The sequence below is a fragment of the Celeribacter baekdonensis genome (assembly GCF_900102315.1).
Classification (GTDB): Bacteria; Pseudomonadota; Alphaproteobacteria; order Rhodobacterales; family Rhodobacteraceae; genus Celeribacter; species Celeribacter baekdonensis.
Genome location: NZ_FNBL01000001.1, coordinates 638381 through 660010, shown reverse-complemented (window position 1 = coordinate 660010; position 21630 = coordinate 638381). Strand labels below are relative to the sequence as shown.

The window sequence follows — 21630 nt, the reverse complement described above, 5'->3', positions numbered from 1 at the left end:
AAGAACAGGCTCGCCAGAAGGCTATGGCAAGGTTAGGCTGGGCGGAACCGCAGACAGAGACGACAGGACGCGCATGGACGAGATCGTGTTACGCTCCGCGACGCGCGCGGACACAGAGGCGGTGACGCGCTTGGTGGCCGAGGCCTTTGCGATTTACACGCCAAAGATTGGCAAGCCCCCGGCACCGACATTTTATGACTATGCGGCGTTGATCGAAACGGGCTTGGTGAGCGTGGCCATTGATGGCGCGGAGGTGCTCGGCATGGTCTATCTCTATGCCCAAGACGACGGCACGGCGATGCTGGATGTTCTGGCGGTGGCTGAGGCGGCGCAGGGGCGCGGGCTGGCGCGGTTGTTGATCACGCGGGCCGAAGAGCAGGCGCGCAGGATGGGGTCGCAGCGTATCGACGTTTATACCAATGTGGTGATGGAGGGGCCGCTGGTCCTCTATCCCAAACTGGGATTTTCCGAGACCCATCGCGGTGAAAGCGACGGGTATCAGCGGGTGCATTTCAGCAAAGAGCTATAAAAGAGCTATAAGGGCGGATCGCTCAGGCGTCATCGCCAAAGCCATTCATCCGTTTGGCCCATTGAAACGCCACGATCATGCCTTTGAACCGCGGCAACAGGAACAGCGACAAGGCAACGGTGCCCGTGGCAAAAATCGCGATCAAGACCAAAGGATCGGGGCGGAATTCGATAAAAGCCCAGCCCAAAAGCGGCGCCATCAGGTGACCGACAATCAAAATGGTCAAATAGGCGGGGCCGTCATCGGCACGGTGATGAAACAATTCCTCACCGCAGACCGGACATTCATCGCGGACTTTCAAATAGCCTTTCATCATCGGACCACCGCCACAGGAAGGGCAGCGCCGTTTCCAGCCGCGCAAAAGGGCGGGGCGCATTTCGCGTTCGCCAGCACGCGCCAAGGCGGTGTCAGACAGGGAAGAAGGGGTGGCGCTGAGGCCCTGAGTCGTGTCGGTCATGTGCGGTTCGCCTCTTTGCGGATATGGGCGTGAGTGTAAGCGACAAAGTCTTACGCAAAGCTGCGCGCTTTGTCCTTGCGTCCCGATGTCGCGTCCGGGGCGGGGTGAGTGTCTTTCACATTATTTGAGCCGTTTGCGACGGAAGTGCGAGGGTGGCCCGTTTCATAAGTATCAAAGCGCGCCGCATGTAGGTCTCGAAGCGAGGTCGCCGTGGCGCGCAGGAGTAACCCTGTGAAAAGGAAATGAACATGAAACGCAATACATTTGTCTCTGCCCTCGCTTTTGTCGCCGTGCTTGGCGGGTCTGTCGCGGCGTTTGCCGCTGGTGGCTCGGGCAATCACACCCAAATGGGCGGGATGCGTGGTGATATGAGAATGGCCGGCCAAGACGGGTTTATGCCGTTTGGACCGGAGTTTGATTTTGCCACTGTGGACAGCGATGGCGATGGCAAACTGTCCTTGGCCGAGGTCGATGCGTTCAAAGCGGCACGGTTTGCCGAAGTGGATGCGGATGGCAATGGCACAGTGGATGCGACTGAATTGCTCGCCCACCAAGAGGCACAGCGCATGAACCGGATGCAGATGCGCGCCGAAGCCATGATCCAAAACCGTGACACCGATGGCGATGGTGTGTTGAGCGCCGAAGAAATGGGCAACGCCCCGCGCGTGAGCCTGTTTGACCGGCTGGACCGCGACAAGGATGGCGCGATCAGCCAAGAAGAACTGGCACTGATGCAACAGCGGATGCAGGGCCATATGCAAGACGGGCGTTCAGGCATGAAAGGCCCGGGTCAAGGCCGGAACTAAGCGTTGGGTGCGCGGGGAAGAGATCTCTCTTCCCCGCCGCCTCACGGTGGACGCCACCAACCGTTTGAGATAGCCATAGCCGGTGATGGATATGCCCTTTGACGCCCTGAACGATGTCTCTGACGACGCGTTGCTGATTGCCTTTGGCAATGGCGATGCGGCCTCGGCGCGCGCGTTGACGTTGCGTTTGACACCAAAGGTTCTGGGCTATGCCGCGCGACTGTTGCGTGATCGGGCGGAGGCCGAAGATGTGGCTCAGGAGGCGATGCTCAGACTGTGGAAAATCGCCCCCGAATGGCGGCAAGGCGAGGCCAAGGTCACCACATGGCTCTACCGGGTGGTGACCAACCTGTGCACGGATCGGCTGCGCAAAAAACGCGGCAGTGCCTTGGACGAGATTGCCGAGCCCGAGGATGATCGGCCCTCGCAAGAGGCGGTGATGATCCAGCGGGAGCGGATTGATGCGTTGAACGCGGCACTGGCAACGTTGCCGGATCGACAACGCGAAGCGGTGGTGTTGCGCCACATTGAAGGTTTGGGCAATCCTGAGATTGCCGAAGTGTTGGACATTAGCGTCGAGGCGGTGGAAAGTTTGACCGCCCGAGGCAAACGCGCCCTGACGCAGGCTTTGGCCGCGCAGCGCGACAGACTGGGGTTCGAAGATGACGCATCGTGATGACAAAATGACAGATGGTCTTTCAGATCAATCGCTTGAGGCGCTGTTTGCCGAGGCGCGCGACGAGGCTGTGATGCCCTCGACTGCGCTTTTGGCCGCCGTCATGGCCGATGCCGAAACCCAAATCGCCACCCGTACGCGCCAAGAGGCGGCACGTCGTGCGGCCCTGCGCCCGACACAGGGTCATCCCATGCTGGCGGCCATGGTCGCGGCGCTGGGCGGATGGCGGGCGGTGGCGGGATTGGCCTCGGCTGCGGTGACGGGGCTGGCGATTGGGCTGGGCGCGCCCTCAACGGTGACCAATTTGGCGACGGGCAGCTACAGCGAGAGCGCCACGGTCGAGACGACAGCGGCGGGCGATGCGCTTGATGCTTTGGTCCCAAGTTTCTACGATCTCGCTTTGGAAGGATAAGCCATGACGGATGACAGCCAAATGACGCCCGAGCCTGTGGTCGCCGAGGGCACGCCGAAAAAGCCGTTTCGCTGGAGCCGCGTGGTTTTGGTGGTGTCGCTGGCGCTGAACCTTGCGGTGATTGGCACGGTGGCAGGCGCATTGTTGCGCTGGGATGCGGGTATGGACCGGGCGCGGGCGATGCAGGTGCGCGATTTTGGCTTTGGTCCCTTCGTCGGCGCGTTGGAAACCAAAGATCGCCGTGATGTCGGGCGCATGTTTATTCGCTCCGCCGGGGACCCGCGGGCGGCACGGGCCGAGGTGAAAGTCGTGTTCGCACAGATGATTACGGCGCTGAAGGCCGAACCGTTTGACCGGCAGGCCTTTGAAACGCTTTTGCTGCAACAGCAACAGAAATTTTCCAGCCACCAAGAGATCGGCGCACAGATCGTTGTCGATCAAATCGCTCAGATGAGTGCCCCAGATCGTGCCGCCTATGCGACGCGCCTTGAGGAAATGCTGAAAAAACCGCCACGCTCGCCACATACGGGTGATGGATCGCGCGATGCGCCGCGCGAAGGTCAAAAGCAGAATTAAGACGCGACCAGAGGGAAAACCGCATAAAAGAGGCGCCTGCGGGCGCCTTTTATTTTGGTGAGAGGCTTAGGCCGCGTAGGAGCCCAGAGCGACCTGATTGCGCCCCTCGGCTTTGGCCCCGTAAAGCGCCTGATCGGCGATGGCGATCAGGTCGGAGACCTTCGGGGCGTGCACGCCCATTCCGCCGCCCATGGCCAGACCGATCGAGGCGGAGACGGTGATCGGTGTGCCATCGGCGGAGATCGCGACCGGGCGGGCACAGATCGCCACGCGCAACCGTTCGGCGGCGGCGCGCGCCTCCATCAAAGTGGTCATCGGCATACAGACCAAAAACTCCTCGCCGCCAAACCGCGCCACCAAATCCATGCCGCGCAGATTGTCGCGCATCCGATGCGCCACTTCGACCAAAACATCATCCCCGACCGCATGACCATAGCTGTCATTGACCGATTTGAACCGATCAATATCCACCAACATCAGGGCAAAATGTTGCCCGTTCTCACCGGCTTCCTTAGCGATTTTCTCAAGATGGGGCAGGGCATAGCGGCGATTGTACAACCCGGTGAGGCTGTCGATTGTCGCCAAACGCAATCCCTCATCAAAGGTTTGTTTGAGCTGATCAGATTCTTTTTTGCGGCGCATTTGCGTGCGCAGGCGCAGGGCCATTTCTTCCGGGTCAGCCCCGCGGGTGATCAGATCATTGGCACCCAGATCAAGCGCCATCAATGCCTCGCGCCGGTCCTGTTGACCATGCACAACGACGATGCCGGAGGTCCGGGTCGCATCGCGGGCGCGCAGGTCAGAGATCAACCGAAGCCCCTCCGTTCCACCACCAAACTGCGCCGAAATCACATACAGGTCAGAGACATTACCATTGTAGATCGCCTCCAACACATGATCCCCCCGTTCGATCACGATCTCGTCCGACGTCATGCCGCGCAAACCGGCGCGCCAGGTCATCGCCTCTTCGGCCGTGGCCCCGATGAGGGTGATTTTGCCTGGGGTTTCAAAATGGCTCGCCGGTTCGGAAAACCCAAGCGCATGGGCCGTTTCGTTACGCCGACGCAATTCTTCGGAGGTGGCCGAGGCCCGCATCAAAGCGCGCACACGGGCGGTCAGCGTCAGCTCATCCAGCGGCTTGGTGAGGAACTCATCGGCGCCCGCTTTGAGGGCGGCAATCCGCGCCGTCGTGTCATGGGCCGGGGTGATGATGGCGACGGGAATATGGGCGGTGAGCGGGTCTTTTTTGAGCGCGGCACAGGCCGCATACCCCGTCATATCGCCCAGATTGCCATCCAGAATGATCAGATTTGGCCGCAACTCACGCGCGCGGGCAAGGGCGTCAGACCCTGTGGCCGCCTGAGACACATCATAAAAGGCAGAAGCGAGTTTCACCTTTAGGATGATGCGATTGGTCGGCACGTTGTCCGCGATCAAAATCCTGCCCGCCATAGGGACCTCTCAGAGAGCCGTGTTATTTTGCCGGCTTTGGGTTTCGTGTGTCGAATGCTGTTGCACCTGTTAGGGAATTTGGTTGAGAAAGGTTAAGAAAGCGTTTCCAACCTACGGAGTTATCCACAGATGAAGCAGGAATCCGCCGAAGTGATTGCCCTCAAAACCTTGGCGTGGCTGGTTGGAGATGAAGAAATTCTGCCTATTTTTCTGGGCTCTAGCGGCATGAGCCCAGAGGAGTTGCGCGCGCGCGCCACGGAGATGGACGTGCTCTCGGCGGTTCTCGATTTCGTGACCATGAACGATGAATGGGTTAACGCCTGTGCCACGGCGACCGGTCTTGATCCACACGATCCAATGCGTGCGCGTCAGGCGCTTCCGGGCGGCGCAGACATCCACTGGACCTGAGGATCATCCATGTCACTTTTTCCAAAGACACCGCAGCAAACGCCGTCTGCGATCTCCGCGATCCTGTTTGATAAAGACGGTACATTGATGGATTTTCAAGGCAGTTGGGGGCCATGGGCGCAGGGCGTGATCCTTGAGATCTGCGGCGGGTCGGGGGAAAAGGCGGAAGCCGTGGCGCTGGCGATGGGATTTGACATGGCACAGGTGCGGTTTCACCCCGACAGTGCGATGATCGCGGGCACGCCCGAAGATGTTTTGGAGGTGTTGCAGCCGCATTTTCCACAACTCACTCAACAACAGATTTTGGCCCGGCTCGATGCCGATCCCGATCGGTTTCTGCCGATGCCCGTGCCGGGGCTTGGCAACATCTGTGCCGCTCTGACGCAGGCGGGGTATGCGCTTGCTGTCGTGACCAATGATTTCGAGGCCTCGGCCCATGATCATCTGCGGCAAATGGATGTGTCGGCGCATTTTTCCGCTGTGGTCGGCTATGATAGTGGCTATGGCGGCAAACCCGCGCCGGGGCCGTGTTTGGGCGCGGCCGAACGGCTTGGCGTCGCCCCCTCGGGCTGTGTGATGGTGGGTGACAGTCTTCACGATCTGGTGGCGGGACGTGCGGCAGGAATGATGACCGTCGCGGTTTTGACCGGGGTCGCGCAGGCCCATGAACTTGCGCCCCATGCCGATGTGGTCTTGGACAGTGTTGCAGACCTCTTTGACTGGCTGTGCCACAAAGAGATTTAGAATTTTACCGATGTGTGCCCCTGTGACGCGGAAAATCCCGCTGACATTGGTACTTTCTTAAGAGTGCGCACGTAAGGCTTTCGCATGTGTAAGTGAGAGGCGTGCCGGTCATGCACGGGATGATAAATCGAGCGATCCAATGTTTTCTGCGTGATACCTACGGGGCGCAGGCGTGGTTGGATATTGCTGAAAATGCGGATCTTGGCTTTGAAAACTTCGAAGCCATGCTGAGCTATCCGGATCAGATCACGTTGGACGTGCTGGGCCGGGCGGCGCGGCATTTGCATAAACCTGTTGAAACCTTTCTTGAGGATCTCGGAACCTATCTGGTGTCGCATCCAAATGTGGAGGCAATCCGCCGATTATTGCGCTTTGGCGGCGAAAATTTTACGGAATTCCTATACTCACTCAATGACTTGGAAGGGCGCGCCAAATTGGCGCTGCCCGATCTTGAGGTGCCGACGCTTTCGGTCGAATCCTGTGGCGACGGGACATTCCGACTTCGGTGTTCAAGTGCGATGCCGGGGTTTGGCTATGCTATGGTTGGCGTGATGCGGGCGATGGCGGATGACTATGGGGCCTTGGTGTTTTTGGAACATTCGGGATGGATGGATTCGGGCGAAGAAGTGATCACCATCAACCTGCTTGAAGTCGCCTATGCCGAAGGGCGCGCCTTCGATTTGTTCGGGCGGATTGGGGATGGCTTATGAAACACGCAACATTTGATCCCACGTCCGTTTGTGCCTTGATGCCCATGGGACTCATTTATGACGATGATGGGATCATCCAATTTGTCGGCCCGACGCTTGGCAAACTGCGCAGGGCCGATACGTTGATTGGCAAAACAATCAGTGAGGTGTTTTCCGTTCGCGACAACGGGCGCGGGACGGGCGATGGTCCTGTGCCATTGTCAACGAAACTCTATCTGAACTTCACGTCCGGTATTTCGACCCCGCTGAAAGGGATGGCCATTGCCATTGACGGCGCCAATCTCAACATTCTGAACCTGTCTTTTGGCATCTCGATCCTTGACGCTGTGGCCGATTATCGACTGACCTCGGGAGATTTTGCTCATACCGACCTTGCGATTGAAATGCTTTATCTGGTCGAGGCGAAATCGGCGGTTCTTGAAGAAACCAAACAGCTCAACGCACGTCTGCAAGGCGCAAAGGTCGCTGCCGAAGAACAGGCCTACACCGATACGCTCACCGGGCTGAAAAATCGGCGCGCGATGGATTATGTGCTGGACCGGATGTTGCGCGGCGGTGTTCATTTTGCATTGATGCACCTTGATCTCGATTACTTCAAATCCGTCAATGACACGCTGGGCCACGCCGCAGGCGATACGGTGTTGCAACGGGTGGCGAAAATCCTATTGGAAGAAACCCGTGGAGACGACTTGGTGGCGCGGGTGGGTGGCGATGAATTTGTTTTGGTCTTCAATAAGTTTGTTGATCATGATCGTTTGATGCGCACAGCCTCTCGGATCATTTCCCGGCTGGAGGAACCGATCCCATATCAGGATACAGTCTGCCGGATTTCAGGGTCTATCGGGATCACAACCACGGAATTCTACGCGTCTCCGAGCGCTGACAAAATGATTCACGATGCGGATCTGGCCCTTTACGGATCAAAACACGAAGGCCGCGCCCAAGCGACTCTATACGACCCAGACAGACATGATGGCGGGATGCCAGAGGCGCAAATCGCGCCATCAAAGCGCTAAAATCGCCGGCTCACGACATGTACCCGGCTATGTCATTTAAGGGCCACCAAACGAGAGGTGAGGGACACGGTTCATGAGCCAAAGGGCGCGCTCTAGCCCTTACATCAGGCGACGGCGCACCGTGGCGTCGCGTCCAGGCAGCGACAGGGTCGCATCGCCACGCGGCGATCGGGCAATGACCTTGCCCTTGGCAATCACCGCCAAACGCGCGGGTCGCAACCGCAGCGCCTCAGTTGGGGAGGCGGCGTCCAGCACCACCAAAGAGGCCAGCGCCCCTTTGCGCAGACCATAGTCCGCAAGCCCCATGATCGCGGCATTGTCCTCGGTCACCATGGTGAAACAGCGCGCCATCTCATCGGGGTGGGTCATCTGCGCCACATGCAGCCCCATAAACGCGACATCCAACATATCGGCGGTGCCCAGCGAATACCACGGGTCCATGACGCAATCCTGCCCCCAGCCAACGCGAATGCCCATGGCCTGCATTTCCTTGACCCGTGTCAAGCCGCGCCGTTTCGGGAATGTGTCATGGCGGCCTTGCAGCACGATGTTGATCAACGGGTTCGGGATAGCGGAAATCCCGGCTTCGGCGATCAAGGGCAAAAGTTTCGACACGTAATAATTGTCCATCGAATGCATTGAAGTCAGATGGCTGCCCGCCACCCGACCTTGTAGCCCAAGCCGCGTCGTTTCATAGGCCAGCGTTTCAATGTGGCGGCTCATCGGGTCGTCGGTTTCATCGCAATGGATGTCGACGGGTAAGCCGCGCGCGGCGGCGATCTCGCACAGATCGGTCAAAGAGGCCGCGCCATCGGCCATGGTGCGTTCAAAATGCGGGATGCCGCCGACCACATCGACGCCCATATCGAGCGCCCGGATCACATTGTCGCGCCCGGTTTTGGATCGGTACAACCCGTCCTGCGGAAAGGCCACGAGTTGCAAGTCAATGTACTCTTTGACCTTTTCGCGCACCTCCAACATTGCCGTGACGGTGTTGAGGTGATCGGGCGTGGTGTCGACATGCGAGCGGATCGCCAAAAGCCCCATCGACGCGGCCCAGTCGCAATAGCTCAATGCGCGCTCCACCATGTCGTCCACCGTGGCGACGTCGCGCAGTTCACCCCATAGGCCGATCCCCTCCAACAAGGTGCCCGAGGCATTCACCCGCGGCGTGCCAAAGGACAGGGTGGCATCAAGATGAAAATGCGGATCGACAAAGGGTGGCGAAACCAGATCCCCCGTGGCATCGATCACTTTGCGGGTCTCAAATTCGATATTGGGGGCAATCTCGGCAATCCGGTCGCCCAATATCGCCACATCTGCCACACGCCCATCCGGCAATGTGCCGCCCTTCACAATCAGATCAAACATCGTCTTTCTCCCTTGTTGAACGGCACGATCAGGCGGTGCGGCCCTTGTAAAGGCGTGACATACCGATATGGGTAAGGATAGAGCGAAAACGCGCAAAACGCAGCAGATCTTGCATCTGGTGCGTGCTCGGAATGTTTTAGGAAAACTGCAAACTTGTGTTTAAACTGCCGTAATCCGGGCTTGATGAGCCCATCAGAGAGTGTCTGCGCAGCGTGAGGCGCGCAAAGCGACAACATAGACCTTTGGGCAATTTGTAATACGCTAACTGTTTGCTAATCTCGGGTCAGACCCAAACTGAAAGCGGTTTCCCATGATCGAAAAGACTCCCATCCGCGTTGAAGGTGCTTTTCAAACAGCGTTGATTGTTGATGACCACCCGCTGTTTTGCGACGCTTTGTCGATGACCTTGCGGGCGGGGGTCGGGATTGCAACGGTGGCAACCGCAGGCGCGTTGGAGGAAGCCTTGGAACAACTGGCCTTGGGCGAGGCACCGGATGTGATCTTGCTCGACCTGAACCTGCCGGATGTCAACGGGCTGGATGGTTTGGTGCGGCTGACCAAAATGTGTCCGAACACGCCAATCGTGATCGTGTCTTCCATGGCTGAGCCACGGGTGGTGCGCTCTGCCATTCGGGTGGGGGCGGCGGGGTTTGTGCCCAAACATTCCACCCGCGAAACCTTTCGCAAAGCCTTTGAACATATCGCAGGTGGCGAGATTTACGCCCCCGAGGGCGCGTTTTCGGAGGGCGATGCCAATATGCCGCTCAGTGCACGCGAAGATGCGCTGATCCGGCTGTCGCATCTGACCCGGCAACAGGCGCGCATTTTGCAATTGATCTGCGAAGGGCAAATGAACAAACAAATCGCCTATGAGCTGACCATTGCGGAAACCACGGTCAAAGCCCATGTCACCGCGATCATGCGCAAGCTTGGGGTGCAAAGCCGCACCCAGGCGGTGTTGATCGCGCAGGAAGCGAATTTCAACAGTCTCTTGTCTGGAAGCTGACTTTCCGCCACCCTTGAGGAAGGGATGGAGGTTCCAATGCACACATATGGCCAAACGCCACACATGACCGACCTGTCGGCCGCCCCGCTGGTGCGCCGCGCAGAGGTGGACGCCGATGATCCAGAAGCCGTGCGCAAAATCATCAAAGGGCTTGGACCGGGACCGTTTTCCATCGTCTTGATGTTTTTCTCACCCGAAACTGACCGGGTGGCCCTGGCGCGCAACCTCAAGGCCGAGATCCCTTGGGGTCGGGTGATGGGCTGTTCAACGGCGGGGGAATTGACCTCGATGGGCTATGATGAGGGCAAAATTGTCGCCCTGGCCTTTCCGGTCGAACATTTTGGGGTGGAGACGCTTTTGGTGTCGGATCTCAAAACCTGTACGCCGCATGATCTGATGGGCGGGTTGATCCGCGCCCGACAGTTGTTGTCGCGCCGCTATCCGCATTTCACCCATGAATTTGCCATGCTTTTGGTTGATGGTCTCTCTGAACGCGAGGATCAATTGACCGCCGCACTGGCCTCGGGCCTCGGCTCGGTGCCGCTGTTTGGCGGATCGGCGGGGGATGGTGCACGGTTCGAGGAGACCTTTATCATCAATGGCCGGGATATCATTGAAAACGCAGCGATTTTGACGTTTTTCCGCACCGATTGCCCGGTCCGGGTGTTTTCCTACGACCATTTGCGTGCGACCGAGAAACGCATGGTGGTGACGGCGGCGGAACCGAATGCGCGCATCGTCAAAGAGATCAACGCCGAACCTGCGGGGACGGAATATGCCCGTCTGATCGGCAGCGATCCGGCACTTTTGAATGACAATGTCTTTGCCGCACATCCGGTGGTGGTGCGCGTCGGCGGCAAGCAACATGTGCGGGCGATCAAATCGGTTGCGGCCAATGGCGACATGTCGTTTTTTGCCGCGATTGACGAGGGCTTGGTTTTGACGCTGGCGGAACCGATGGACATGGCCACCCATCTCAAAGGCGCCTTGGAGGGGCTGTCACAAGGCGCGACACCAGAGATGATTTTGGCCTGCGATTGCATTTTTCGCCGTATCGAAGCCCGCAACAGTCAGAAAAGCGCCGAAATTTCCGCGCTTTTGGTCAAACATAACGTGCGCGGGTTTTCGACCTATGGCGAACAGATTGGGTCGATCCACGTCAACCAAACTTTCACGGGCGTGGCGATTTACCCGCCCGGCAGCACGCCGACAACGGGCAAACCCAACATGGTTGAGAGTGAAGAGACACGATGACACAGCTCTCAGAAAACCTGTTGAACCCAGAGGACAGTTCCGAGCGCACCCGCGAGAAGCTGTTGAAAATCGTCGATGTGTTGATGCGCCAAGTTGAACAGCGATCAAACGAACACGGCGCCGCCTACGCGCAGTTTCAGCGCGCCGCGATGTTGGAGGATCAGGTCCGCCAACGCACGGCGGATTTGGAATATGCGCTGGATTTGCTCAACGTTTCCAATGCGCGACTGGCCGAGGCCAATCGCAAAATGGAGGTGGCACAGCGCAACCTCGCCAATGCCATCGAGACCGTGCGCGAAGGGTTTGCGCTGTTTGATCAAGACGATGTGTTGGTGCTCTACAACTCGCGCTTTGCGATGTTTTTGCCGGACATTGTGCCGCGTCTGAAACAGGGCATCAGCTTTTCTGACTATGCCGAAATGGTCAGCACATCGGAGTATCTCGACCTGACGGGGACGGACAACGCCTATGCCTGGGCCTCGCGCCGGGTTGAACGGCACCGGGACCGGCATGTGGTGTTTAACGTCCATGTGGTGGGGGATCGCTGGATTCAGATTTCCGAACACCGCACCCCGGATGACGGCACGGTGATCCTTCAGACCGACGTGACCGATCTGGTGCTGACCGAACGCGAAACGCGGGGGCGGATGCTGGACGATCAGGCCCAAATGATCCGCGCCACCTTGGAGCATGTGTCCCTTGGGGTGTGTATTTTTGACAAGAATTGTCAGCTTGCCGGGTTCAACCAAAGGCTGGGTTATTTGCTGGGCCTGCCGATGACGCAGTTGCAATTGGGCGCAGGCTTTGAGGCCGTGTATCAGCGTGTCAGTGGCGAATTGGCCGTGGGTGGGCAATTGACGCCAGAGGAGCTTTTGGCCTGGGTCTATGGCACGGCGCCGCGCGTGCCGATCACCTTTGAGATGCGCCATTTGGACCGCCGGGTTCTTGTCGTCTCGGCGGAGGATTTGCCGGACGGCGGGTTTGTGATGTCGGTGACGGATGTGACCGCGGAACGGCGCGCCATGGCGGAACTGACCCGGACCAATGAGACGTTGGAGGCGCGGGTGATGTCGCGCACGCTCGATCTTGAAGACGCCTTGGCGCGCGCCGAACGAGCCAATGCGGCGCGCTCGCGCTTTGTCGCGGCGGCCAGTCACGATCTGTTGCAACCCTTATCGGCCGCCAAACTCTTTGTCGCCTCCGCCGAAGATGGCGTGAGCGATGACGACACCCGCGAGGTTCTGGGCAAGGCGCAAAACGCGCTTGAGAGTGTCGAAAACATCCTTTCGGCGCTTTTGGATATCTCCAAACTTGAGGCCGGACGCTCGGCCTTGGACATCATGCCCGTGCCGCTTGCGCCGATGTTGGCGCAGTTGCGCGACGAATTCATGTTGGCGGCGCAGGCCAAGGGCATTGATTTAAGGGTGGTGCAGACGGATCAGATCGTCGAAAGCGACCCGACCTATCTGCGCCGGATCGTGCAAAACCTGATGTCGAACGCGATCCGTTATACCGACGTCGGACGGGTTTTGGTCGGGGTGCGACGCAAAGGGTCTGGGCGGGTGCGGCTTCAGGTCTGGGACACCGGCCCCGGCATTCCCGAGATCGAACACCAAGCGGTGTTTCAGGAATTTCACCGTCTGGGTGTGTCCGCCTCGGCCTCGGTCGGGATGGGGCTTGGGCTGGCGATTGTGGATCGCGCCTGTGCCCAGCTTGGCCATCCGATCCATCTGGACAGCGTCGTGGGCAAGGGCACGGTGTTTGGCATCGACTTGCCGCCCGCGCGGCAATGGGTGGCGAAAAAGACCGGGACCTATCTGCCCGAGCAGGCCAGTCTTGAACATTCTGGCGGGTTGATGGTGCTTTTGGTCGAAAATGATGCCGATGTGCGCCGCGCTGTCACGCTTTTGCTGGAGAAATGGGGCGTGGCTGTGGTCGGTGTTGCAACCGGCGAAGAGGGGCTGTCGTTGATGGAGGAGTTGGATGTCACGCCGGATTTGATGTTGGTGGATTATCAACTGGGCGAGGGGATGAACGGGATCGCCTTTATCGAGACATTTTGGGCGAAATACGGCCGCATGCCAACGCGTCTTGTGACCGCCAATCGGTCGCGCGATGTGCGACAGGCTTGTCAGGCGGCGCAGATCAGAATCCTCTATAAACCGATCGCGCCCAAGGATCTTGAGACCTTTGTGATGACGCCGCTCAATGCGCCTTAGCGCGTCTTAGGGCGTCTTAGGCCGAGCGCCACCGCGCCGCCGCCCGTTCCCAGCGCTGGATCACCACGACCTCGATGAGCAACATCACGGCCACAAAGCTGAGCGCATAGGCCAAGACATAAGCGGTCTGAAAGTTTTGAAAATGCAGGTGAATTTTAAAACCTATCCCGCTTGAGCGGCCCAAAAATTCGACCACGAGAACGATTTTCCAAATCATCGCAAGCCCGTTGCGCCCGGCGATGGCAAAATAGGGCGCGAGTTGCGGGAGCAAAACATGCCGCAGGCGCGCCCTGAGTGACATCGCGTACATCCGCGCCATTTCATCCAATTTCGGATCGCGCGCCCGCGTTCCGTCCCGCAGGGTCACCGTCACCTGCGCCAATTTGTTCAATGTCACGGCGGTGATGGCGGCGATTTCGTTGAGGCCGATCCAGAGATAGCACAATACGATGATCACCAGCGCCGGGAGGTTCAAAAACACCGTGATCCACGGCGCAAACGCCCGCTCTAATCGCGGCATCAGCCCAAGTGCGATGCCCAAAATCGTTCCCAATCCCATCGCCAAGCCAAAGGACAAGGCGACGCGGATCATCGTGGCCTGCATCTGCGGCCAGAGCGTGCCGGAGGTGATCAGGTCGACCAGGACGCGCAGCACCACCATGGGGGAGGGCAAAATATCCGGGTCTGCCTTGTGCCACGCGGCCAAAGACCAAAGCCCGATCAGGGCCGCAAGAGACAGTCCCGTGGTCGCAGCTTTTGACACGGCCTGTCCGATGATGATCCGTTCCTGTCGCATCCAATCCTCCCGGCCCTGATCCTATCGCCGTCCGGGTCCTAGAGCGCTCTGGACCTTGGTCGTATTCAACGCCGCCCCATGCCCCGTTAGCGTCATCATATGATGACACGTTACGCCCTCATTCTGGCCCTGCTTTGTGCCGTTCTGCTTGCCCCGATGCATGTCTCGGCGGCAGCCCCCGATCCGTTGCCCCGCGCGGAGGTTGAGGCGATGATCATCCCGCCCTATGCCTTGGGTGAAAGCCTCTCCGACAATGGCGTGTATCAGTTGTTGAATTCCGGCGGCGCGGAGATCGGCTATGTGTTTGAAACCGGCCCGCTCGCGCCCTTGCCGGGGTTTTCCGGCGCGCCGATCAACATGTTGGTGTTGATGGACACAAGCGGCGTGTTCTTGGACGTGCGGTTGGTATCGCAACGCGAGCCGGTGTTTGTGTCAGGCCTTGGAGAGGCGCCGTTTCGAGAGTTTATTGAACAATATAAAGGCCTTGCGATCACGCAAAGCCTTGTTGTCGGCGTGCCTTACGGGGCCAGCGGCGGTGGCGGATCGGACCTTGTCTATTTGGACGGCGTGACCAAAGCGACGGCCAGTGTCCGCATCGCCCATGAAAGCCTTTTGGCGGCGGCGCTTTCGGTGGCGCGCGACAAAATGCAAGGGCTGGCGCAAACGCCGCCCGCGCGTCCCAAGCCCGATGATGGCGAAACATTGATCTGGCAGGATTTGGTCGATCAGGGCATCGCCAAGCCGTTGCGGGTCAGCAATGCCGAAGTAGACGCCGCCTTTGCCGGGACGATTTGGGCCGATGATGACCCGGAGGCGCAGGCCGATCCAGAGGGGCTTTATCTTGATCTCTGGCTGGTGGATCTGGGCCCGCCTGCGGTCGCACGGGCGGTGTTGTCCGACGACTCGCTGAGCGATTTACAACATTTTCTGGCGGTCTCACCTGAGGCGGAACCCTTGCTGATGTTGGAGGCGGGGCGGCATGGATTGGTCTCCGAGGATTTCGTGCGCAACACCGCGCCAGACCGGCTTTCGGCGGAGCAGGGGGGCTTGCCCGTGGCGCTGCGCGATGCGGATTTGCTGGTCGAATTGGCCCCCGATGTGCCACAGGCCGGAACACAGACCGGAACACAGGCCGGGGTGGCGATGATCCTTCGGGCGGACCGGCGTTTGGGCTTTGATCCAATCTCAGACTGGGAGTTGCGGGTGCAAGCCGTGCGCGCCCATGGCAGTTTTCAACCGCGTTTGGGCGACACCCATTTCGCCCTGACCTACGCCGCGCCGGAGCGGTTTTTCGAAGTCTCAAAACCGCACAAACCGCTGCCCGCATGGGCCGAAGCGGCGCTCAACCGGCGGGCGGATTTGATCGGTTTGGCCGTGGTTCTGACCGGGCTGTTGTTCCTTGTCGGCCCCGGCATGACCCGCCTTGCCGCACGGCCCAATTTCACCGCCATCCGCCTGACGATATTGACCTTTGTCATCGTCTTCATCGGCTGGTGGGGGCAGGGACAATTGTCGATTGTCACCGTCCTGGCCAGCCTGCGCGCCGCCGTTGGACAAGGCTCTTTTTCGGTGCTGCTCTATGATCCATTTTCGCTGATGATCTGGGCCGTGGCGATCTTTGGCTTTGTGCTCTGGGGGCGGGGTCTGTTTTGCGGCTGGCTCTGTCCGTTTGGTGCGATGCAGGAGTTGCTCCACCATGTCGGGAAACGCCTTGATATCCGTCAGATCAAGGTCTCGGATGACTGGGACAACCGTTTGAAAAAAATCAAATATCTGGCGCTCTTTGGCGTCATCGCGGTGACATTTGCCGCCCCCAATTATGCCGAAAAAGCCGCCGAAATAGAGCCGTTCAAAACCGCCGTCACCGTCTATTTCGTCCGCGAATGGTATTACGTTGCCTATGCCGCGTTTTGGTTGGGGCTCAGCCTCGTCTTTTTCAAAGGGTTTTGCCGATATGTCTGCCCTTTGGGCGCAGTCATGGCGATTGGCGGCCTGTTGCGCGGGCGCGATTGGATTGCCCGGCGCGAGGCCTGCGGTAGCCCGTGCCAATTGTGCCGGGTCAAATGCCGCTATGGTGCGATCAAAAAGACCGGAGAAATCCAGTATGACGAATGTTTTCAATGCCTTGATTGCGTCAAAATCCATGACGATCCGCGCCAATGCGTGCCGCTGATCTTGGCCGCCAAACGACAGGAGCGTGCCACATGCCCGCCAAATCTCAGCTGACCCGCCGCCGGTTTTTAACCCTCTGCGCCTCGGCCCCGGCGATGGGGCTGGCCAGTGCGGCGCGCGCCGCAACGCAGGTGTGGAGTGGGCAGGCCTTTGGTGCCGAGGTCTCACTTGAACTGTCGAGCGATGCGCTTCAGGTGCAACAGGATTTGGACGCGGTGGTGCAAGAACTGCGCCAGATCGAAGCGCGGTTTTCGATCTTTTCACCCAGCTCAGAACTGTCGCAATTGAACGCCCGCGGGCGGATTGCGGTGAGCGAGGACATGCATGAGATTTTGCGGCTGGCGCGCCGGGTGCATCTGGCCAGTGAGGGCCTGTTTGATCCGACGATTCAGCCGCTTTGGGAGGCCCTTGTCGAGGGGCGCGATACGGCGGAGGCGCGGGCTTTGATCGGCTTTGAGCATGTCGAGATCGGCAGCAGTCATGTGCGCCTTGCGCCCGGTCAAAAGCTTTGCCTCAACGGCATAGCGCAGGGCTATGCCACCGACCGGATCACCGCGCTTTTGCGGCGGCGTGGCTATGATCACGCGTTGGTCAATATGGGTGAATTTCGTGCCATGGGCGGGCCCTATCATTTGGGTGTGTCCGACCCCGCGGCGGGGCAACTTGGCCGCCTGAGCCTGACGGATGGCGCGGTGGCAAGTTCCAGCCCCGGCGCGATGCAGGTGGGGGATGAAACCCATATTCTGCACCCCAAAGGTGGCGTGCCGCTGTGGTCGACGGTGACGGTGGAGGCGCGGTCTGCCGCGCTTGCGGATGCCATTTCGACCGCGTTTTGCCTGATGCCGCGCGATCAGATGGCGCGGGTCTGCGAACGGCTTGATCTGGGGCCTGTGATGATGATTGACTTTGAAGGGAACCTTGAAACGCTGTGAGCGTGTTCAAGGGTCCGATCTATGGTCTTAACGCTCAGGGGGGAGGAAACTCAGCCCATGCGTGGCAAAAATGGCCGGGATACGCCCATCTGAGAGCGCCTTTTCAATCGCGTAATCAACGGCATAGCCAAGATCGCGATGCTGTTGGTTGACGGCGATGCCAACGGTCCATTTAGAGCGCACCAGACCAGGAAGCGGTGGGGTATGGACGGCAAATCCATGGGTCTCATCCGCGCTGATCCCGGCTTCGATCACCGCCAAAGGGGCCATGACGGCCATGGTGTCGCCTGCCAACATGGCGGAGACGGCGCGGTCTGAGCTGGGGTAGCGGTGGATCGCATCGGACACCACGCCGCGCCCGACGGAGGCGAGGTAAAGATCCGAAATGCTGTCGTTTTCGACCGCGACGGTGTCATAGCGGAAATAGGCCGGCGTCGGGATGTCATCCGGGTCGGGGTAGTCGGTCAGGCTATAGCCGATGGCGAGGGTTTCCGCCGCATATTGTCCTGTAAAAACAGCCTGTTCGACGCGGCAGGCGAATTCACCATCATAGGGTACATGCAACATCACATCGGAGACGCGCCCACCCACGGCGGCCCCTTTCCAAACGTAATTGCGTAGATCGCCCTCAAGCGTTTCATCAGCCTGAACAAGACGAAACCGTGGGGTGACACCGAGGTCTTCGGCGATGAGCGTGCCGATCTCAACGTCGATGCCTGCGGGTTTGCCGTCCTTGAGAAAGGACCAAGGTGCGAAGTTTTCGTAGAGCGCAAATTCGATCCAACCCTCGTCGATGATCGTGTCGAAATCGCGGCCAATGTCCTGGGCAAAGGTGTTTTGCGGTCGCAGTTGCGGCACCACATCCTCACACCGGGCGAAAACCGGCCCCGCAGAAGCGAGACCGGTCAAAAAGGTCAGAGCAAAGAGGGAATGTTTCATGGAAACAAACCCTTAATGCGCGGCAGACAGGCCAACGGTCAACAGGTCCGCTGTGTGTTTCCAAGTCTCTGGATCATCAGACAGGCTGTTTGAGGCCTTAAAGGCGATGCTGTCGGCGACGGGCGCGCCGGACCCGGTTTCGACTTCGGCAGCAATCATGCCCAGCTCTTCTTTGAGAGCCATCGGATCATCAATATCGCCCGCCAAAAGGTGATCTCGGATTTCGGTCAAACGGGTCATGTGGCTGTCCAAAGCGCCATCATCGGGGCGGGTTTCGATATAGGTGCGGATCGCCCAGGCGGCTTTTTGACCCAGAATTTCGCCAAAGGCGGGCATTTTGGTCACGCCGTTTTGGGTCATCCCCAATTGAAACCGTTCCACATACCATTCGTCGCCATATTCAGCGGCCTCAAGATAGCGCAGATCGGGGGCAAGACCGCCGGAGACGGCCCCAAGCCCATGACAGCGAGCACAGTTTTGGTTGAACCCGGAGGAGCCGATTTCGATGGCTTTGAGCCAGACCTCTTCGCCCGCCGCCTCGGCACGATAGGGGTTTTCGATCAACCAATCTTCGCCCTCCACCCCGACATCGGGCAACATGTCGGTGTTGATCGCCTGCGGGGTGACATCGCCATGTGCGAAGGCGGATGTGGCGAATGTGGCGGCGGTGAGCGCGGCAATCAAAGCAGTACGTTTCATAGGATCCTCCCAAGTTTCCCAAGCAATATCGCCGCAGTTGCACCATGCGCTATTCGACCTTGGTGCAACTGCCGAAACCGTCATGCGACCTTGGTCCCATTTCGGCGAAGCAGGGCCCGAATTTAAGGTGAGACCACGGGAGGACGACAATGACACATATGCGGCGCACATTTCGTGTGGCGGCTGCCGGACTGCTCTGTGCGCTTTGCGTGCAGACAGGCGTGCAGGCGGCTGAACTGAATTTGACGGTTGGCTATTTGCGGCTCGAAGAGCCCGCGCATCCGGTGTTGTCGGGGTTGGACCCGGTGCCGGAGCGGCGTGGTATTGAGGGCGCCGAACTTGGCGTGAAGGACAACCAGACGACGGGCGGGTTTTTAGGCCATTCCTATGCATTGGATGTGGTCAGTCTTGCGCCTGAGGCCCCCGCGGCCGATGTCGCGGCGGCGGCGCGGGACATGTTGGCCAAGACCCGCGTTGTGGTGTTGGACATGTCCTCTGAGGCGGCGCTGGCTGTGGCGGATTTGGCCGAGGCCAAGGGCGCGATTCTGATCAATGCGGCCAGTGGTGATGTGGCGTTGCGCGGGGCGTTGTGCCGCGCGAACATGCTGCACACGGCCTTGGAAGACGGCATGGCGGCGGATGCGTTGATGCAGGTTTTGCTGAGCAAACGCTGGACGAAGCTGGCGATGATTGTGGGGCCGACCCCCGAGGATGGGGTACGGGCGCAAACTTACCGTCAGGCGGCGCAGAAATTCGGGCTTAAGATCGTCTCAGAGGCGACATGGACATTTGACAGCGATCTGCGGCGCGCCGCGAGCCGCGAGGTGCCTTTGCTGACCCAAGGGTTCAAATCGCATGACGTGGTGTTGATCGCCGACGCCCATGACGATTTCGCCCGCTACATCGAACACAACACCTGGGAGCCGCGCCCGGTGGCGGGGGCGGGCGGCTTGACCGCTGTGGCCTGGGCGCCGGTGATCGAACAATGGGGCGCGGCGCAGCTTCAGTCGCGGTTCACCGATATGACTGGGCGCGTGATGACACCGCGCGATTATGCGGCCTGGGCGGCGGTGCGCGCCCTGGGCGAAGCCGTGACGCGGACCGGGAGCACAGAGGAGACGGCGCTGAGCGCCTATCTTTTGTCCGATGGGTTTGAATTGGCCGGGTTTCAGGGCCGCCCTTTGAGCTTTCGCAATTGGAACGGCCAGATGCGCCAACCCGTGCCGGTGGTGAATGCCCATGCACAGGTGGTGGCAGCGCCTTTGGAGGGGTTTGAACACCCGCAGAACCCTTTGGACACGTTGGGAACAGATCAGCCGGAAAGTGAATGTCATGCCTTTGGAGAGTAAGATGAAAGTGATATATGCGGGGCTTTTGACCGCCTGTTTGGCGCAGCCCGCCTTGGCCGCCGAGATTTGGGTCAGCAATGAAAAGGACGACACGCTGTCGGTGATCGACATCGACACATTGGAGGTGATCCGCACGCTCAAGACCGGTGAACGCCCGCGTGGGATCACGTTTAATGCCGATTTCACAAGGCTTTACATCTGTGCCTCTGACAGTGATGCGGTGCAGGTGATGGACCCGGAAACGGGTGAGATCCTGTTTGATCTGCCCTCGGGCGAGGACCCGGAGCAATTCGTGTTGCACCCGGACGACCGGCACCTGTGGATCGCCAACGAAGATGATGCGGTGACCACGGTGGTCGATGTCGACAGCCGCACTGTGGTGGCGCAAATCAACGTTGGGATTGAACCCGAAGGCATGGCCGTATCGCCCGATGGCAAGACGGTGATCACCACCTCCGAGACCACCAATATGGCGCATTGGATCGACACCGAGAGCCATGAGATTTACGCCAACACCTTGGTTGATTCCCGTCCACGCCATGCTGAATTCGTCAAAGACGGGACCGAGCTTTGGGTGAGTTCGGAGATCGGCGGGACGATTTCGGTGTTTGACGCCGGGAATCAGAATGAAATCGGCAAAATCCATTTTGAGATCAAAGGGGTGCATCCCGATTTGATCCAGCCGGTAGGGTTCGAACTGACCCCGGATCAAAAGACCGCCTTTGTCGCCCTTGGGCCGTCCAATCATGTTGCCGTGGTCAACACGGAGACGTTTGAGGTCGAGGGCTATATCCTGACCGGGCGGCGGGTCTGGCACATGGCCTTTAGCCCGGATCATCGGCTTTTGTTCACCACAAACGGGGTGAGCGGCGATGTGACGGTGATTGATGTGGCCAAACGCGAGGCAATCAAATCCATCAAGGTTGGGCGGTTTCCCTGGGGGGCCGCCATGCGGCCCTGATGAGATATGCGGGCCGCCATGCGGCCCTGATGAGATATGCGGGCCGCCATGCGGCCCTGATGAGATATGCGGGCCGCCATGCGGCCCTAATCAGCTATGCGGGCCGCCATGCGGCCCTAACCAGATCTGCGGGCCGCCATTCGGCC

The 21630-nt window shown here is 59.3% G+C and carries 22 protein-coding genes; 16 read left to right on the top strand and 6 right to left on the bottom strand.

Going from position 1 to position 21630, the window contains the following annotated elements:
- The first annotated feature begins 73 nt into the window (after positions 1-73).
- Positions 74-529 carry a GNAT family N-acetyltransferase gene (locus BLT54_RS03285; RefSeq protein WP_074640981.1) on the top strand — a complete coding sequence of 152 codons (456 nt, stop codon included), beginning with the start codon at positions 74-76 and terminating at the stop codon, positions 527-529.
- Positions 530-551: 22 nt separating this feature from the next.
- On the opposite strand, the gene BLT54_RS03280 is transcribed toward BLT54_RS03285, so the two are convergent.
- Positions 552-986 (bottom strand): DUF983 domain-containing protein, encoded by a 435-nt coding sequence (locus BLT54_RS03280; protein ID WP_143026724.1) that lies wholly within the window; start codon positions 984-986, stop codon positions 552-554.
- 248 nt (positions 987-1234) lie between these two features.
- On the opposite strand from BLT54_RS03280, the gene BLT54_RS03275 reads away from it, so the two are divergent.
- From BLT54_RS03275 to BLT54_RS03260, 4 genes are all read left to right on the top strand, one after another.
- On the top strand, positions 1235-1792 hold the full coding sequence (locus tag BLT54_RS03275; protein WP_176832815.1) for an EF-hand domain-containing protein: 558 nt from the start codon (positions 1235-1237) through the stop codon (positions 1790-1792).
- An 85-nt stretch (positions 1793-1877) separates the two neighbouring features.
- Positions 1878-2468, top strand: coding sequence for an RNA polymerase sigma factor (locus BLT54_RS03270; RefSeq protein ID WP_074640978.1), 591 nt, complete (start codon positions 1878-1880; stop codon positions 2466-2468).
- Positions 2455-2880 (top strand): hypothetical protein, encoded by a 426-nt coding sequence (locus tag BLT54_RS03265; RefSeq protein WP_074640975.1) that lies wholly within the window; start codon positions 2455-2457, stop codon positions 2878-2880. Before BLT54_RS03270 ends, BLT54_RS03265 begins: the two co-directional genes overlap by 14 nt.
- A 3-nt stretch (positions 2881-2883) precedes the next feature.
- Entirely contained in the window at positions 2884-3456 is a 573-nt protein-coding gene (locus BLT54_RS03260; protein WP_074640973.1) for a periplasmic heavy metal sensor, read from the top strand.
- 66 nt (positions 3457-3522) lie between these two features.
- On the opposite strand, the gene BLT54_RS03255 is transcribed toward BLT54_RS03260, so the two are convergent.
- Positions 3523-4908 (bottom strand): diguanylate cyclase, encoded by a 1386-nt coding sequence (locus BLT54_RS03255; protein ID WP_074640970.1) that lies wholly within the window; start codon positions 4906-4908, stop codon positions 3523-3525.
- Positions 4909-5037: 129 nt separating this feature from the next.
- Here BLT54_RS03255 and BLT54_RS03250 point away from each other — a divergent pair, with 129 nt between their 5' ends.
- The 4 genes from BLT54_RS03250 (at position 5038) to BLT54_RS03235 (ending at position 7786) form a co-directional block, all read left to right on the top strand.
- Entirely contained in the window at positions 5038-5316 is a 279-nt protein-coding gene (locus BLT54_RS03250) for a DUF3572 domain-containing protein (RefSeq protein ID WP_074640968.1), read from the top strand.
- A gap of 9 nt (positions 5317-5325) precedes the next feature.
- The gene (locus tag BLT54_RS03245; RefSeq protein WP_074640965.1) at positions 5326-6060 is read left to right on the top strand and encodes an HAD family hydrolase; all 735 of its coding nucleotides are present in this window, start codon (positions 5326-5328) and stop codon (positions 6058-6060) included.
- A 110-nt stretch (positions 6061-6170) separates the two neighbouring features.
- Complete coding sequence (locus BLT54_RS03240) at positions 6171-6770, top strand: heme NO-binding domain-containing protein (protein ID WP_074640963.1); 600 nt, start codon at positions 6171-6173, stop codon at positions 6768-6770.
- The gene (locus BLT54_RS03235) at positions 6767-7786 is read left to right on the top strand and encodes a GGDEF domain-containing protein (protein WP_074640961.1); all 1020 of its coding nucleotides are present in this window, start codon (positions 6767-6769) and stop codon (positions 7784-7786) included. Before BLT54_RS03240 ends, BLT54_RS03235 begins: the two co-directional genes overlap by 4 nt.
- Positions 7787-7885: 99 nt before the next feature.
- Here the strand turns inward: BLT54_RS03235 and BLT54_RS03230 are convergent, their stop codons facing one another.
- A complete protein-coding gene (locus tag BLT54_RS03230) occupies positions 7886-9157 on the bottom strand; it encodes an amidohydrolase family protein (RefSeq protein ID WP_074640959.1) in 1272 nt (423 codons plus the stop codon).
- Positions 9158-9467: 310 nt separating this feature from the next.
- Here BLT54_RS03230 and BLT54_RS03225 point away from each other — a divergent pair, with 310 nt between their 5' ends.
- The 3 genes from BLT54_RS03225 to BLT54_RS03215 are packed head-to-tail and all read left to right on the top strand — an operon-like array spanning position 9468 to position 13636.
- The gene (locus BLT54_RS03225; RefSeq protein ID WP_074640957.1) at positions 9468-10163 is read left to right on the top strand and encodes a response regulator; all 696 of its coding nucleotides are present in this window, start codon (positions 9468-9470) and stop codon (positions 10161-10163) included.
- Positions 10164-10199: 36 nt separating this feature from the next.
- Positions 10200-11417 carry an FIST N-terminal domain-containing protein gene (locus BLT54_RS03220; RefSeq protein ID WP_074641487.1) on the top strand — a complete coding sequence of 406 codons (1218 nt, stop codon included), beginning with the start codon at positions 10200-10202 and terminating at the stop codon, positions 11415-11417.
- Positions 11414-13636 (top strand): hybrid sensor histidine kinase/response regulator, encoded by a 2223-nt coding sequence (locus BLT54_RS03215; protein WP_074640955.1) that lies wholly within the window; start codon positions 11414-11416, stop codon positions 13634-13636. The genes BLT54_RS03220 and BLT54_RS03215 overlap by 4 nt, the downstream gene beginning before the upstream one ends.
- A 16-nt stretch (positions 13637-13652) precedes the next feature.
- On the opposite strand, the gene BLT54_RS03210 is transcribed toward BLT54_RS03215, so the two are convergent.
- A complete protein-coding gene (locus BLT54_RS03210) occupies positions 13653-14432 on the bottom strand; it encodes an ABC transporter permease (protein WP_074640953.1) in 780 nt (259 codons plus the stop codon).
- A gap of 99 nt (positions 14433-14531) precedes the next feature.
- Here BLT54_RS03210 and BLT54_RS03205 point away from each other — a divergent pair, with 99 nt between their 5' ends.
- Both BLT54_RS03205 and BLT54_RS03200 read left to right on the top strand, forming a co-directional pair.
- Positions 14532-16658: a 4Fe-4S binding protein gene (locus BLT54_RS03205; RefSeq protein ID WP_074640951.1), complete on the top strand. Its 2127-nt coding sequence runs from the start codon at positions 14532-14534 to the stop codon at positions 16656-16658.
- On the top strand, positions 16637-17536 hold the full coding sequence (locus BLT54_RS03200) for an FAD:protein FMN transferase (protein WP_074640949.1): 900 nt from the start codon (positions 16637-16639) through the stop codon (positions 17534-17536). The genes BLT54_RS03205 and BLT54_RS03200 overlap by 22 nt, the downstream gene beginning before the upstream one ends.
- A gap of 27 nt (positions 17537-17563) precedes the next feature.
- Here BLT54_RS03200 and BLT54_RS03195 read toward each other — a convergent pair whose 3' ends face one another.
- Complete coding sequence (locus BLT54_RS03195; RefSeq protein WP_074640947.1) at positions 17564-18475, bottom strand: substrate-binding periplasmic protein; 912 nt, start codon at positions 18473-18475, stop codon at positions 17564-17566.
- Between the two features lie 12 nt (positions 18476-18487).
- The gene (gene pedF, locus BLT54_RS03190; RefSeq protein WP_074640945.1) at positions 18488-19174 is read right to left on the bottom strand and encodes a cytochrome c-550 PedF; all 687 of its coding nucleotides are present in this window, start codon (positions 19172-19174) and stop codon (positions 18488-18490) included.
- Positions 19175-19323: 149 nt separating this feature from the next.
- On the opposite strand from pedF, the gene BLT54_RS03185 reads away from it, so the two are divergent.
- Both BLT54_RS03185 and BLT54_RS03180 read left to right on the top strand, forming a co-directional pair.
- On the top strand, positions 19324-20523 hold the full coding sequence (locus tag BLT54_RS03185; protein ID WP_074640943.1) for an ABC transporter substrate-binding protein: 1200 nt from the start codon (positions 19324-19326) through the stop codon (positions 20521-20523).
- A gap of 1 nt (position 20524) precedes the next feature.
- Entirely contained in the window at positions 20525-21484 is a 960-nt protein-coding gene (locus BLT54_RS03180) for a YVTN family beta-propeller repeat protein (protein ID WP_074640940.1), read from the top strand.
- The last annotated feature ends 146 nt before the right edge of the window (positions 21485-21630 follow it).

What these genes read in the sequence shown, in the direction of transcription:
- BLT54_RS03270 (WP_074640978.1), top strand. Translation starts at nt 1,878, where the DNA reads ATGGATATGCCCTTTGACGCCCTGAACGATGTCTCTGACGACGCGTTG.
- BLT54_RS03245 (WP_074640965.1), top strand. Translation starts at nt 5,326, where the DNA reads ATGTCACTTTTTCCAAAGACACCGCAGCAAACGCCGTCTGCGATCTCC.
- BLT54_RS03275 (WP_176832815.1), top strand. Translation starts at nt 1,235, where the DNA reads ATGAAACGCAATACATTTGTCTCTGCCCTCGCTTTTGTCGCCGTGCTT.
- BLT54_RS03250 (WP_074640968.1), top strand. Translation starts at nt 5,038, where the DNA reads ATGAAGCAGGAATCCGCCGAAGTGATTGCCCTCAAAACCTTGGCGTGG.
- BLT54_RS03200 (WP_074640949.1), top strand. Translation starts at nt 16,637, where the DNA reads ATGCCCGCCAAATCTCAGCTGACCCGCCGCCGGTTTTTAACCCTCTGC.
- BLT54_RS03260 (WP_074640973.1), top strand. Translation starts at nt 2,884, where the DNA reads ATGACGGATGACAGCCAAATGACGCCCGAGCCTGTGGTCGCCGAGGGC.
- BLT54_RS03235 (WP_074640961.1), top strand. Translation starts at nt 6,767, where the DNA reads ATGAAACACGCAACATTTGATCCCACGTCCGTTTGTGCCTTGATGCCC.
- BLT54_RS03215 (WP_074640955.1), top strand. Translation starts at nt 11,414, where the DNA reads ATGACACAGCTCTCAGAAAACCTGTTGAACCCAGAGGACAGTTCCGAG.
- BLT54_RS03195 (WP_074640947.1), bottom strand. Translation starts at nt 18,475, where the DNA reads ATGAAACATTCCCTCTTTGCTCTGACCTTTTTGACCGGTCTCGCTTCT.
- BLT54_RS03225 (WP_074640957.1), top strand. Translation starts at nt 9,468, where the DNA reads ATGATCGAAAAGACTCCCATCCGCGTTGAAGGTGCTTTTCAAACAGCG.
- BLT54_RS03240 (WP_074640963.1), top strand. Translation starts at nt 6,171, where the DNA reads ATGCACGGGATGATAAATCGAGCGATCCAATGTTTTCTGCGTGATACC.
- BLT54_RS03255 (WP_074640970.1), bottom strand. Translation starts at nt 4,908, where the DNA reads ATGGCGGGCAGGATTTTGATCGCGGACAACGTGCCGACCAATCGCATC.
- BLT54_RS03210 (WP_074640953.1), bottom strand. Translation starts at nt 14,432, where the DNA reads ATGCGACAGGAACGGATCATCATCGGACAGGCCGTGTCAAAAGCTGCG.
- BLT54_RS03280 (WP_143026724.1), bottom strand. Translation starts at nt 986, where the DNA reads ATGACCGACACGACTCAGGGCCTCAGCGCCACCCCTTCTTCCCTGTCT.
- BLT54_RS03180 (WP_074640940.1), top strand. Translation starts at nt 20,525, where the DNA reads ATGAAAGTGATATATGCGGGGCTTTTGACCGCCTGTTTGGCGCAGCCC.
- BLT54_RS03230 (WP_074640959.1), bottom strand. Translation starts at nt 9,157, where the DNA reads ATGTTTGATCTGATTGTGAAGGGCGGCACATTGCCGGATGGGCGTGTG.
- BLT54_RS03220 (WP_074641487.1), top strand. Translation starts at nt 10,200, where the DNA reads ATGCACACATATGGCCAAACGCCACACATGACCGACCTGTCGGCCGCC.
- BLT54_RS03265 (WP_074640975.1), top strand. Translation starts at nt 2,455, where the DNA reads ATGACGCATCGTGATGACAAAATGACAGATGGTCTTTCAGATCAATCG.
- BLT54_RS03185 (WP_074640943.1), top strand. Translation starts at nt 19,324, where the DNA reads ATGACACATATGCGGCGCACATTTCGTGTGGCGGCTGCCGGACTGCTC.
- pedF (WP_074640945.1), bottom strand. Translation starts at nt 19,174, where the DNA reads ATGAAACGTACTGCTTTGATTGCCGCGCTCACCGCCGCCACATTCGCC.
- BLT54_RS03205 (WP_074640951.1), top strand. Translation starts at nt 14,532, where the DNA reads ATGATGACACGTTACGCCCTCATTCTGGCCCTGCTTTGTGCCGTTCTG.
- BLT54_RS03285 (WP_074640981.1), top strand. Translation starts at nt 74, where the DNA reads ATGGACGAGATCGTGTTACGCTCCGCGACGCGCGCGGACACAGAGGCG.